Raw genomic sequence first — 13018 nt, 5'->3', positions numbered from 1 at the left:
GCTGAATAACTTCCCTGCGAAAATGCGCACATACCGGCAGCTACCGATGCGATACTTCCGCCGCTGCTTATAACTACCCGCTCCCGGAGAAATCAGCGACAAAGAGCACCTAAGCAACAGGTTTCACGGCGGGACTGAGCGCTGATTTCAGGCATAGATTATGCAAAATCTGTGGGGTTCAGAGGCGGGCAGGGGGAGTTTAACAGGTTTAATACTTGTTTAGAGAAAGTGTGCTGCTCCGAAGGTCAGGGTTCGCTTTGAGCGATAAGCGGACGTGAAATAGTATCGATAGGGACGTTCTGCTATATCAAATATAACGATACGCTCGCGAACCCTTGTTGGTGTTGATTTTTCAGACAGAAGTGCAGGGCAATATAAACCCCAGGTTTTTAATGCAACCAGCCTATCCACGTTTTACTTTTTTAATTGCCATTTTTACTAACCAATACATGGCTAAAGCGTAAAAAGCGATAACGGTCACAAGGGAAAAGAACGTAACCGGATCCGTACCGGCTTCGTATACGTCATCCTGATAACTGCCGAAAATTTGATGAGAATGTTCAACGAGCCACGCCGTCAGCGGATAGAGTGGCATCCCGTAACGCGATACCATAAAGGCCGCAATAAAGCAGACGAAAAACCCGCTGCTTTTCTAGCGAATTTTGCTGTTTGCAAAATTACTTTCTCCCTGAACGTCAACGTAGCCGTATGCCATTAAGCTGTTTCGCGAACCCGGCACGCGAATTGTTTTTCTCCGGAGCAGTGGCTGTCTTACCGTATAGAAATCAGTGCGCCGCACGAAGGTGATACACCCTTCACTTTCTCCGGAGCCGTCTGGCCGAAGAGGATGCAGGCGGAAACCGCCGCGGGCAACGCCATTGATGAAGATGGAAACACTCATCGTTTCCGAATTAAAGAGCGCAAACCATTCAGAATGATTTGAGTTGTTCCAGGTGTCGACGGCCTATCCTCTGATCCGGTTAGCGATACTGCCTTCAGGACGCGGAACAATCCAGTAGCGCCCGACCGGAATGGCACTGTTAGGCTTGTAAGTACAGTTTGGATCATTGGTATAAGGCTTTTGGCCGGAAAATACCGGGAAGGTACCCACGCCGTAAACGTGTAGCTTTGCTTCGCCGCCGCCCTTTGTCAGATCGTCGTAGGTCATTCTCTTTAACTGCATTAAACGCTCCCTGCAGGTTATAAGGCATGCCAGTGAACCGGGCAATGCTACCATTCATTCATAGAGAAGTTAACGGGCAGGCGGGCGCTTGACAGCCAGTGTTCTTCTGCGAGCCAGACAGCATTATTTATCATAAGACTATTTGCCGCATCCCGTCATAGGCATTCGGCGCGATCCTTCAGCACAAATACGTATGTCCGCTCCTGGCACAAAGCAGAAGTGCGTCTTAGGCAAGGTCCGCTTTTCAGCAAGTCGCGGACGTTGCTAAAAGCGTTCTGTATGAATTAACAGGGAGCAGGTCAGTCGCCTACATCACTTTTACGCATAAAAAGATAAAGTCTGAGGCATGCATCTGCGCGAGCATCCAGATGCGGTTTTTCTCACCTCCTCCAGCCAACTAACCCCCACACGCCGACTTCGATAATGACGTCGCGTAGCCCCGCACCGGTTAAATCTGACGATAGAGAAAGTAATGTTTTTACTGATGATATGCCCTAAAATCATGATCGTTCAGTCAAAGCGATGGCTGCAATCAGTTGCATAGAATCATAAGCCGTGAAACCGTAAAGCTGCATTGCAAATATTTCTACAAAATGAGGTCAAATTGAGGCCTGAAGACAAGCAGCTACGGAGTGACTGGCATGAGTGAATTAGTGACAATGGCTTTGAGGGCCCCACTTAATGACGAATAAACAGGGTGTTTTGATTGTTAACCTTGGAACACCAAATGAACCAACGCCTGCTGCGGTTAAGAAATTTTTATCTAAATTTCTGCATGACTACAGAGTGGTCGACTTACCGAGAATCATTTGGTGCCCCATTCTACATGGCGTGATTATCCCATTACGTGCGAAGCGAGTGGCGAAATTATACTCTTCGATTTGGATGGAGGAAGGTTCCCCTCTCATGGTTTACAGCGTCAGGCAAGCCCGTGCGCTTGAAGAAGTGACAGGTTTGCCCGTCGAGCTGGGGATGAGTTATGGCGAGCCGGGTATAGGTAGTGCAATTGACAGGCTACTGGAAAAAGGCGTCGATAAAATTATCGTCATTCCTTTGTATCCCCAGTTTTCATCTTCGACCGTTTCTTCTGTTTGGGATAGCGTGAGCCGTCACCTGCAGACAATGAAGAACCGCTATACACCCTCCATAAATTTCATCAATGACTATGCCGATCTTCCTGCCTACATTGAAGCGTTAAAAGCATCCGTTCTGGCATCTTTCGAAGCTAACGGCATTCCAGATGCATTGTTGATTTCATATCATGGTATACCGGTAAGGTTTGTCAAAGAGGGGGATCAATACCAGGAAAGATGTGAGTTAACGACAAAGTTACTCATTGAAGCAATCAATATGCCGTCATTGAAAATATTGATGACGTTCCAGTCAAGATTCGGCAGAGAGCCATGGTTAACGCCTTATACTGATGAGACAATTAAAAATCTGCCGAATGAAGGAATAAAAAGCCTGCATGTAATCAGCCCGGGGTTCGCATCAGACTGTTTAGAAACGCTTGAGGAGCTTGATGAGCAGAACAGGGAGATTTTTATGCATGCGGGTGGTAAATCGTTTACTTACATACCGGCGCTTAATGATAAACCGATTCATATCGAGATGCTGCGACAACTTGTGAACCTTAATCGGTTTCAGGCATGATTTTCACATTCTTGTGAGCAGGATGTTGCAGGTGTCAACATTCATAGTGAAACCAGAAGTGGGCCCTCCCGGACATGTATTTGATACGTGCCGGGACGGCCTTATAGGGGCCGCCTGGAAAACCCGCTACGCCAGCTGCAAGCAACTGTCTTATACGTGGGTATGAGTCGAAGATTATTCGAGGGCAGGTCAGCTATAAGCGAGGAGCGGACATTGCTAAAAGCGTTCTGTATGAATCAGCGGGGAGCAGGTTAAACATCGCCTGCTCCCCGTTAATTAATCCTGAGCTTCGTTAAAATTGCGTCCTGTTCAGGCAAACACCCGCGCCATTTACTCTACTAGCGCCACTGCCCGGATTGGCGAAGCCGATGCCCCCTTAATCCTGAGCGGAAATGCCATGAAAATAAATTCGGAAGGCAAGGCTTGAAGATTAGCCAGATTCTCAATGATCAGGCAATCAGAGCCGAGAACGGCAAGGTGAGCCGGGTATGCTTCATTATTATATCTGTCCAGCGACATGGCATCTGTACCGAAAACAGTAACGCCTTTTTCAATCAGATAATCTGCTCCTTCGCCTGATAAGCCTGGCCAGTTTTGCAAAAATGGCGCCTGGTTTGGACGACAGCTCCACTTCTCATCATAACCCGTTCGAAATATCACAATATCTTCTGCAATGATTTTTCCTTTATCAGCTTCCCAGGACTGGATCATTTCTACAGTGATGTCACTGTTCTCTGCCAGATGCGACATATCCAGGCAGCGACCCCGTCCGGTGAGCTGGCGCACGTCAATCTGCTCTATAGTTTTTCCACCTTCAATGAAATGAACAGGCGCATCCACATGAGTACCGCAATGATCGCCGAGGCTAAGTTGACAGTTATAATTGCCATCACCAGCAATGTAGTCTTCGGCACGGCTGCAGAAGAATTTTCCATGGGTTGGCCAGACTGGCATGAACTTTTCATAGAGATGGTTTAACTCAATGAGTTTATGGTGACGTAATAAAGTGATCAGATCACTGGTCATATCAGGCCTTTTTCAACGTTACTGTTTCTTTAATGAACCAAAGTGGAACACCTGAGATAAGTAATACCGCGACAATAACCAAATAGTGCACGGTGAAACCGTAGTTGTGAATAATCCAACCACTAATGGGTGCGACCAGAATACCAGCGATGCCAACTGCGAGGCCGATCATCAATCCCATGCTGGACGCTGCAGCACGAGGAGATGAGTCGATAAGTAAAGCATAAGCCACAGGGTAAGGTGAGTTGCGGAACAGGCCCCAAAAGATAAGAATGGCCCAGCCAAGTGTTGCGGAATGGATGAACATGCAAAGCGCCGCTGCCAGAATCCAGCCCGTAATAATGATGCCCAGAGAGCGTTTACGCCCTTTCAAATCCGAGAAGCTGCCCCACAAAATCTGCCCAATCCAGCCAGTCAATCCGGATGCACCAGAGATGATTGCTGCGGTCGAGAGGTCGAGTCCAACTTCACGCGTCAGTTGCAGCGTCAGAAAGTTAGCTATCCCCATCTCTGCCCATGTAAAACCAAAAATCAGCAGAATACTTAATTGGCAGTTGCGGTTTTTCAGGCAAGAAGCGGCATTAGCCCATACCGAACTCTTTTCAATGGTGTTCTGCAATGATTCCGTAACGGGCGGGGTCAGCTTGTTATCAACAATCCAGTCATTAACTCTCTGATGATTTTTACGTGTACCAACGATTAACTGTGCCACCAAAATAACTAAGCCAATCAGTGGAATAAACAGAAATGCTTCACGCCAGGTCGCAAAAGCCAGAATGGCTGCGATCAGGATAGGACCAATAAATTGTCCTAGCGGAAATCCGGTATGATGTACTCCAATAGCAAATCCACGGTTCTCTTTCTGCCACCACTCTCCGAGCAGAGCAACGTTTATCGGTTCCGACCCCCCGGTTCCCATGCCCATTGTGACACGCAGAACCTGGAACGCTCCCAGCGTCTTACAAAAGGCAGTCGCAACACCTGAGATAATTTCCACAAGCACCGTTACGCACCAGCTGTAACAGCGCTTATGCCCGGCACCTAACCAGTCTGAGAACAAACCGAAAACCACAGCGCCAGCTAAGGTTCCAACAAAGCTAAGTGAGTTGAGCCAACCTGCCTGAACTTCGGTCAGGTTAAATGACTGCATTATTGCCGGAAGCAGAGTAGGAAGAATAATCCTGTCAATTGAGTTCATCAGGATCGCAAGAGTCGTAATGACCAGCATCCACCAGGAGAGAGGATGCGCTTTAGGGAGAAAACGATATAGCCCGGTGCGCGGAGCGTGTTCACCGTCAGTCCAGGTCTCTTTTGGCGACTTTTTCGTCTGTTCAGATGTGGAAGTTGTCATATCTGGTGCCTTAGAAAAATATTTATTGTCAGCAGCCCTACTGATGCCGCTGGCGAGCCCAGCCCCTATTTGTAGTTATTATTGTTATGTTTAAGGAAACAATAGATCAAAATTTAAACACCTTGGTAACATAGCTATCGCGGCTACTACCATACAAGTGACTTGCAGTTGATACTTGACCTTGATCACGGTTAATCAATGATTAAATAAAAAAAGCATTAAAGAGATCACATAACTGGACTGATTTGTCGGGTGATTTATAACCAGGCAGGCTGTTCAGGTATTAAATTGAGTTTAAAGCAGTAAAATCCGAGTGTCCGCTTCTGGCACAAAGCGGACTAAATGCTGCCAGGTCCGCTAAGAGCGAGAAGCGGACATTTGTTTTATACTGATAACATCAAGTGATTGTAATATGTTACGATAATAATCGGGTGTAAATATGTATAATTAGTTATTTTGAATATTGATTCACAGTTGGCATTTTTACTTATCGGTTAATAAAAGGATTTTATAATATGAATTTACAGCTAAATGAGAAGCTGGGTGTTTTATTAAATGAAGTTTGTGATGATGAACCGGGTGTCGTTCTCATGGCCAGATTTGATGACGGCAATGAGTATTATCTGGGGCGCGGTAAGGCTGATGTAGAAAAAGGTATTGATGTTAGTAAAAAAACGGTGTTTAACATCGCCTCACTTTCAAAGCAATTCACTGCTTTTTGTATTCACTTATTAGAAAGCGAAGGTCGAATTTCTTTAAATGATACTATAAAAAAATTCATACCGGAACTTCCTGACTATGCCAGCCTTATAAAAATCGACAATCTAATTCACCATACAAGTGGATTAAAAGATTATATCGACATAGCGGAAGAAAGAGGTATTTCACTATCTGGAAGCTTGTCTCCAACAGAAAGTTTGAAAGACGTCTGCGATTGCAGTAAGCCAGATTTTATCGCAGGGCATAAATTCGCTTACTCCAATACGAACTATTTTCTCCTTTCGATTATAATTGAAAGAGTTACAGGCAGAAAAATATCACAATTTGCGCGTGATATGATTTTCACACCCCTCAATATGAATGATACGTTTTATAACGAATCGTACCCTATCGAAATAGAAACAGCTAAAGGATATAGCCCTTCTGAGTTGACAGGATGTTATGAACATAATGAAAGTTTATGGACACAAACTGGCGATGGGGCTGTTTACTCTACACCAGAAGATTTGATGAAATGGGGTGGGAATTTCTCAACTGTTAAATCAGGAAATAGCAAGATAATAGACATGATTTCTGATCCTTTCAATGAACTGATAGCTGATGTTAATTGTAGGGTTGCGAGTTATCAGGCTTATGGGTCTGGTTTATTTGTTCAGCATGATTTTAAAGAAAAAAGCCTGTTGCACTCAGGAAGTTGGATAGGCTACGCTTCATTTTTCGTTAGACATGTTAATTCAAAGTTAACAGTAGTTGTGCTTTCAAATAGAGATGATTTTAACGCTGGGAAAGCCGCTTATCATGCATCAGAATTGCTACTCAATATAGACCTGAATGACTATGATTCTCAAAGTGACTTTGGATATTAATTAACTATTTCTGAACACCATCATAACGTCCGCTTCTGGCACAAAACGGACAGTGTGACTCTTGCAAAGGTCCACTATGAGCAAGAAGCGGAAGTACGCAGTTGTTCTGCAACAGATAAAAATTTTGTTAATGTCGCCGCCTGTTCATTAATCGGGAGCAGGTCAAAAAATGTCCACTTGACCTGCTCCAGGAACAAAACGCCGCAGTCAGATGCGATTCTGTGTGGGTTCCTTTTAAGGTATCTCATCCGAAAATCGTGCGTTGATCGCATCACGTTCATAGCCCTGTGGTTGGGTCAGTATCTGGTATAGATCAGGACGTCGCCCGTGGATCCAGCGACGCCCGGTACTCATGGCAAGCAGGCTTAAATCCAGTTCAGCGCTAACCATTAAATCTTCAGCAGCCCAGGTTTCATTAATGACTCTGCCATAAGGATCAAGGATCATGGCATTGCCTGTGCGGACCTCGTCGTCATCTGCGCCGACACCGTTACTAAAGATAAGAAATAACCCGTTGTCGTGCGCACGGGCAGGAAGCCAGCGCATCAGCCATTCCCGACCGCTTGCCCCTTTGAATGCAGCAGTAATCTCTTCCTTTCGGGTTTCCCGCTCCGCCCAGAGTGTTAGCGGAATGGGTTTCATCGCATGAGGGCTGCGGGAATCGGTACCGCCTGTCTGATGTGGCGCGAGAAGAATATCTGCACCCAGCAATGCCGTAGCACGCACGTTTTCCACGAGATTATTGTCCCAGCAAATCAGGATCCCTGCCTTTACTCCCCAGGGAGTATCAAAAACGGTAAACCTGTCACCGCTGCTGATAGCCGGATGCTCAAAGGCATGAAGTTTACGGTGCGTCTGCATTGAACCGTCCGGCATACAGGCAACGTATGCATTATAAAGGCGGCCATCTTCAGCTTGCTCAATTAGCCCGGCACCAATAATCATTTGATGTTTTAGCGCCAGAGTGCGAATTAATTTCAGGGAGGTACTGGTTGCAATCGGTTCTGCAAGCGCATGAACCTCCGCGGTGGTGATTTTTGGTACATGCCAGTAGCCGGTGATGCACATTTCCGGAAACGCGAGGATCTTCACCTGCTGAACAGCCGCCTGCTCAATAAATTTCTCCATTATCAGAAGATTATATTTTTTGTCATTTGCCTGATGCTGAAACTGTACGGTTGCAACTTTTAAGGACTTAAGCTCGTGCATGATGTTTCTCCAGTTGTTGTTGAAACTGGATTACATAACGGTTTCCAATAACTGTATAATCAAAATATTTCCATTTTCGATAACCTTCTGGAATGAAAAAGTGAATATCCGATTGCTTCAGGCCTTTTCGATACTGGCTGAAAAAGGAAATTATGCCGACGCTGCACGGGAACTTTGTATTTCACAACCCGCTTTGACCAAACAGATCAATCTTCTTGAGTCAATGGTGAAGGTGTCACTTTTTTCACGGGGCCGTCATGGCGCAACACTGACCGCCGGGGGCAAACGTCTGTTGCCAGAGGCTAAAAAAGTGCTCAGGCAAACCCAGTTATTTATGCAGCAGGCAGGGCGGGTATCAGCTGGTATTGAGGGGCATATAGACGTAGGGTTTGGCCTTTCAAGCTTCTATCTGGCACCACGCTGTATTGCTGAATTTCGCAAAGAGTATCCGGGAATTGAGATGTCATTGACGGATCTTCCCTCCTTCCTGCAATACGAACTTCTGCAAAAAGATGAGCTTCAGGTAGGCTTTGTCAGGGTACCGCCACCGATAGCGCTTGATTACCTGCCATTATTTACCGATCGGCTGGTTCTGATTGCACCCGCAACACCGTTGTTATCATTGTCTGCTGCTGACTGGCTAAAAAAATTCCCTTTGTTACGTCTTCATACTGAACGAGGCCAGGGTTTAAATATGCAGATTGATCGTTTCCTGCATGATAACGGCCTTTTTATATCATCCACCCAGCTGGCTGATGATATACAAACTATTGTCGCGTTGGTGATCGCGGGTGCGGGTGTTGCCATTCTCCCTTATAGCGTTGTTCATATCGCCCCACCGGAACGGACTATTATTCCGCTAACAGGTAAGTCAGTAAGCTGGGAAATGGGTGTCGCCTGGAACGGAGTTAGGGAGGATGTCACGCGGGATAATTTTATTGCCAGTATAAGAAAGAGTATTGCGGCAGAAAATAAGTGAGCGGTCTGACATTTTCTCTCGGCCTGACGCTGGGCAATGCTAATAATGGGCTGCAGGGAAAGACTGATACGCATTTTATTATGTCCGCTTTTGGCACAAAGCGGACATGCGCGCTAGCACTCTGTCTGCTGTGAGACTGGAACTTAATGGGTCACAAACGCTATTCTTAAAGAAGTTTGGATGTCGCTATGAAACGAAGAACGCAAATTGACTCCCTGTGCCAGGTGGATCGTTTTCCGGTTTAGCTTAACAGGCGCGGGGTCAGATAATACGTAAGCGTTCTTCTAAAGAGCCCACATTGCGTATCAGCATAGATGGCATAGATAGTGGGCTCATCGTTACGAACCGTTGGCAAAAGTGATGCATTCCTGAGTGTAAAAGCACATGCACGATCGGGCGCCGCTTCGCATTGAGGGCGCATGCGGCAAAGCTGCCCGTTCATGGAACCGCATTGCTGGCAGTTGCTAAGCCGGCAGAGGTCCGAACGCGCGGTATGAGTCGACCAGTGCATCGAAAAGCGAGATATCTGAGCGACTTCTGGCAAAAAGCTGGGCACCAACAATAGCTGCGAAAATTGCGCGTGCTCTGGATTCACTCTCACTTGATTCGCACACCTCCGCAGCCAGCAGAAGCTTGTTTAGCCACGCAATATTGACATCAGCAAAGGTCTGGATTTCTTTGGTCAATTCAACAGGTAAATTATCTTTTTCAGCGCCCATGAAACTGCCCAGACAGAGACGATTGTCGGCCTCAAGCGATCTTCGGAAGATTTCAGGAAAGCGATGCAGAGCGTCAAGCGGAGAGGGACTTTCTGATTCGATCATCTCAAGTGCAAGCGCGCCATCCTCCCAATATCGTCTGGCAACGGCAACACCCAGCTCGGCTTTGCTTGGGAAATGGTAGTAAATACTCGCCGCTTTGATACCAACCTCTTGCGCGAGGTCGCGGAAATTCAAACCATTGTAGCCCTGAGATTGGGCAATTTTCCTGGCCGCCAACAAAATGGCTTCCTTTGAGTTCGTGCTCATCCTGGTGCCTCCCGACCTGGTAGGATCTTTTAAACTGGTAAGCTTATTTTATAGCAAACCCCTAACGGTTGACAGGTAGATTATCAGTTAGCGCAATGAGTTCACTCCTTCCAGAGGGTTCATGCAGATGTCGTTCCATCATAATCGGGCAAGCGGCATCGACAAATGACGCTATCAGGCACAAGGCGGTGACCGGGAAAGTCAGGGAATGGCGATCCCGGCGTACCGGAGTGTTGATTGAGAAGCGCTTACTGGGCTGGCGAATCCAGCTCAGGAATGCCGCTGTTGCGATCAGAGTAGGCCGCCTGGAAAGCGGGACGTTTTGTCCAGCGCTGCCAGTACGCATCTAAGAACTCAAAACGCTCGTCCAGTGGAGTGGCATTGACCGGGAATTTCGAGAAGGCGATCGCGGTTGCCAGCGTTATGTCCGAAAAGGTCGGTTCATTGCCGCCAAGCAGCCATTCGCGGCCGTCTGAAAGGTGGCGATTGACCAGTGCGGCGTGAGCCAAAGCTTCCTTACGGCAGTGTTCCCCCCACGCCTCATTTTTGGTCAGTTCCAGCTTAAAGCCGAGACCGGTGTGCAACACGTGAAACGCAGTAACGATGCGATACAGAATATGCACCCACACCCGGTTATCCCACATGTTATCCAGACCCTGTTCCAGTGCTGTCTCCCCCATGATCCTGCGACCAGGATAAACCTGGTCCAGATAACGGACGATGGCAGCCGTTTCGGAAATGTAACTACCATCTGTCAGTTGAAGGGTGGGCGTTTCGCCCCACGGGTTCATATTCAGGTGACGCCAGCCACGCTGTTCTCCTACAGAAGACATGTCATAGATGGTCTCATTAAATTGGTCAGCGATGCCCTTTTCGTGCAGGAACAGGCGTAGACGCTGAGGGTTCGGAAAAGCTGAAGGCGAGGTGAAAAGGTGAAGTTTAGCAGTCATGGTCAATCCTTTAAGTGAGTGGCTGGGATAACTAACTAACGTTAGGTAAACAAACCTTAGCGGGCAACCTGACGTACGTCAATACCTATCTAACATTTGTTAGGTAAATCGTTTTGTGTGTCTTTCCGGTTGATACGATATCTCACCGCGTGCATCGCTGAAGGCAGGGAATAGGATGAGTCCAGAGGGTAGGGCGAATACCAAGACTGGTAAGGTCTGATACATACAGGTGTAAGGGTGCAATGCAATTTCGCGATTGCTGTCGGCAGTTCAGGGTCCGCTAAGAGCGAAAAGCGGACGTTTTCCCCCTTAAATGACAGCTATCATTTTCTATTGATAACATTACGAACGGTGAGATATTTAGGTTGCGTGGAGTTAGCCAGAAATTCAAAACGATTAATCATACTTTATGCAGAGCAACCGATTTTTTTTGACATGCCTTATCATATTGTTTTATAAAACAATTCAATAGATAACAATGGAATGAAAACTTGAAGATATATACCTACCCTAAAAGTAGATCGCTGAGAGTACTCTGGGCCCTGGAAGAAATGGGAGCAGAATATGAGCCAATACGAGTTGATCTGTTAAGTCCAAATCCATCAGTGATATCACCACATCCTTGTGGGAAAGTTCCCTTTTTGACCGACGGAAAGGTGTCTGTCAGTGAAACGCTGGCAATCTGTATTTACCTGTGTGAACAACATCCAGATACCTGTCTTTATCCCACAGAGCCGCAAGAAAAAGCCTCGGTTAATTCATGGTTAAGCTTTGCGCTTACCGATCTTGAAGCGCCGATCTGGAATCTGCTGAAACAGATGGTCTTCATTCCAGAAGGCCAGCGCTCGCCAGATTTGATGAGTTACTTCACACATGAAGCTATTAGTGTTGTTTCGCGGATTAACCTGAGTCCGACCCAATCGTGGATTGCAGGCAGTGGATTTACACTTGCTGATATATTCATTTCTCATACCTTGCAGTGGGCAAAGTTATGCGGAATAGAAATGCATAAGGAGATTGACGATTATATCACCAGGGCGATGAGCAGGCCTGCTTTCCTGAGGGCACAGAAAAAAAATAATCAGTGATTATAAACGGGAGTAACTCTTTAAGTTGCTTCTGTTGTCCCTTAATCAGCATGGTGCTCCTTTTTGATGGCCTCAGTACTAAACGTCCGCTTCTGGCACAGAGCGGACTTCCTGTGCCTTGAAATGATTCGCGGTTAACTTAATGTCGTGTAGAGGCTTCATGAAAAGCACAGGTCTCAGTAACCTGAGACCAACCCGTGGCCCGCCTTACATCAGCTATTTCCCTGTCCGAAAACAGCGAGCAGCAAATGAAAATAAAGAGGTAATGTCTTTCTGACAACAACGGGAGGCAGATATGGGTTTTAAAATTTCAGGGCTTAATGCTGAACCCTTTATTCATCTTTTTAAGCAGGACGAAGACTACTTAAAACGTCACGGCGCTTTAAGAATAAAGGTAGACAGCCATCCCGGTTATCCTGACAGAATTTCACTGCGAGATATTCCTGTCGGTGAAACAGCGATTTTGCTCAATCATACTTATCAGCCAGCCTACACTCCTTACCACGGCTCCCATGCAATTTACCTGTGGGAGGGATGTAATGATCAAGGTATATACATCAATAAAATACCAGAATCGATAGTTGCCAGGCTCCTTTCATTAAGGGCCTTCGGTGAAAACCATCTGATGTTACAGGCAGATATCTGTGAAGGTGCGGATACGGAAATGCTGCTGAAGCTTTTTTTCGACGACCCGTCAGTGAGCTATATCCATATTCATAACGCAAAACAAGGATGTTACGCCTGTCTTGCCGAGCGTTTATAGATAAGCCTGCAATCCGGACTCTTGAGGGAAAAGTAAAATGAAGATTACTGACGTTGTAAAACCTGCCCAGAAGTCCGCTTCTGACACGAGGTGGACGGAATCAGATGAACGTCAGCTAAGAGCGAAAAGCGCACCCTGACCTGCAGGATGGTTATCAGCCAGTGTAGTTTCTGAAGTTTAAACTGCACATAAGATGACGGCA

General features: G+C 46.5%; 10 protein-coding genes and 1 pseudogene. 5 read left to right on the top strand and 6 right to left on the bottom strand.

The annotated features are described in order from the left end of the window. Positions 1-652: 652 nt before the first annotated feature. Positions 653-1183, bottom strand: a pseudogene (locus IAI47_RS21070) (DUF2778 domain-containing protein). 681 nt (positions 1184-1864) lie between these two features. Between IAI47_RS21070 and hemH the strand changes: the two are divergent. Beyond that, positions 1865-2836, top strand: coding sequence for a ferrochelatase (hemH, locus tag IAI47_RS21065; protein WP_008924801.1), 972 nt, complete (start codon positions 1865-1867; stop codon positions 2834-2836). 330 nt (positions 2837-3166) lie between these two features. Here the strand turns inward: hemH and IAI47_RS21060 are convergent, their stop codons facing one another. Both IAI47_RS21060 and IAI47_RS21055 read right to left on the bottom strand, forming a co-directional pair. Beyond that, positions 3167-3862, bottom strand: coding sequence for a cyclase family protein (locus IAI47_RS21060; protein ID WP_187961290.1), 696 nt, complete (start codon positions 3860-3862; stop codon positions 3167-3169). Between the two features lies 1 nt (position 3863). Continuing rightward, positions 3864-5213 (bottom strand): MFS transporter, encoded by a 1350-nt coding sequence (locus tag IAI47_RS21055; RefSeq protein WP_008924800.1) that lies wholly within the window; start codon positions 5211-5213, stop codon positions 3864-3866. 515 nt (positions 5214-5728) lie between these two features. Between IAI47_RS21055 and IAI47_RS21050 the strand changes: the two genes are divergently transcribed. Next, entirely contained in the window at positions 5729-6799 is a 1071-nt protein-coding gene (locus tag IAI47_RS21050; protein ID WP_008924799.1) for a serine hydrolase, read from the top strand. Positions 6800-7033: 234 nt separating this feature from the next. Here the strand turns inward: IAI47_RS21050 and IAI47_RS21045 are convergent, their stop codons facing one another. Then, entirely contained in the window at positions 7034-8008 is a 975-nt protein-coding gene (locus tag IAI47_RS21045; protein WP_008924798.1) for a nitrilase family protein, read from the bottom strand. A gap of 100 nt (positions 8009-8108) precedes the next feature. Between IAI47_RS21045 and IAI47_RS21040 the strand changes: the two genes are divergently transcribed. Further along, a complete protein-coding gene (locus IAI47_RS21040) occupies positions 8109-8987 on the top strand; it encodes a LysR family transcriptional regulator (protein WP_187961301.1) in 879 nt (292 codons plus the stop codon). Positions 8988-9451: 464 nt separating this feature from the next. Here the strand turns inward: IAI47_RS21040 and IAI47_RS21035 are convergent, their stop codons facing one another. Then, positions 9452-10015, bottom strand: a complete 564-nt coding sequence (locus tag IAI47_RS21035) for a TetR/AcrR family transcriptional regulator (protein WP_008924796.1) — start codon at positions 10013-10015, stop codon at positions 9452-9454. 248 nt (positions 10016-10263) lie between these two features. After that, positions 10264-10965, bottom strand: a complete 702-nt coding sequence (locus IAI47_RS21030; protein ID WP_003851707.1) for a glutathione S-transferase family protein — start codon at positions 10963-10965, stop codon at positions 10264-10266. A gap of 491 nt (positions 10966-11456) precedes the next feature. On the opposite strand from IAI47_RS21030, the gene IAI47_RS21025 reads away from it, so the two are divergent. Together IAI47_RS21025 and IAI47_RS21020 are read left to right on the top strand one after the other, a co-directional pair. Then, on the top strand, positions 11457-12053 hold the full coding sequence (locus IAI47_RS21025; RefSeq protein WP_008924795.1) for a glutathione S-transferase family protein: 597 nt from the start codon (positions 11457-11459) through the stop codon (positions 12051-12053). 295 nt (positions 12054-12348) lie between these two features. After that, complete coding sequence (locus IAI47_RS21020) at positions 12349-12816, top strand: DUF1203 domain-containing protein (RefSeq protein WP_008924794.1); 468 nt, start codon at positions 12349-12351, stop codon at positions 12814-12816. The last annotated feature ends 202 nt before the right edge of the window (positions 12817-13018 follow it).

The sequence above is a fragment of the Pantoea sp. MT58 genome (assembly GCF_014495885.1).
GTDB classification, from domain to species: domain Bacteria; phylum Pseudomonadota; class Gammaproteobacteria; order Enterobacterales; family Enterobacteriaceae; genus Pantoea; species Pantoea eucalypti.
The sequence above is the reverse complement of the archived record's forward strand: the minus strand, read 5'-3'. Positions and strand labels throughout refer to the sequence as shown.

Coding starts and splice junctions, on each gene's coding strand:
- hemH (WP_008924801.1), top strand. CDS start 1,865: ATGACGAATAAACAGGGTGTTTTGATTGTTAACCTTGGAACACCAAAT.
- IAI47_RS21060 (WP_187961290.1), bottom strand. CDS start 3,862: ATGACCAGTGATCTGATCACTTTATTACGTCACCATAAACTCATTGAG.
- IAI47_RS21055 (WP_008924800.1), bottom strand. CDS start 5,213: ATGACAACTTCCACATCTGAACAGACGAAAAAGTCGCCAAAAGAGACC.
- IAI47_RS21050 (WP_008924799.1), top strand. CDS start 5,729: ATGAATTTACAGCTAAATGAGAAGCTGGGTGTTTTATTAAATGAAGTT.
- IAI47_RS21045 (WP_008924798.1), bottom strand. CDS start 8,008: ATGCACGAGCTTAAGTCCTTAAAAGTTGCAACCGTACAGTTTCAGCAT.
- IAI47_RS21035 (WP_008924796.1), bottom strand. CDS start 10,015: ATGAGCACGAACTCAAAGGAAGCCATTTTGTTGGCGGCCAGGAAAATT.
- IAI47_RS21030 (WP_003851707.1), bottom strand. CDS start 10,965: ATGACTGCTAAACTTCACCTTTTCACCTCGCCTTCAGCTTTTCCGAAC.
- IAI47_RS21020 (WP_008924794.1), top strand. CDS start 12,349: ATGGGTTTTAAAATTTCAGGGCTTAATGCTGAACCCTTTATTCATCTT.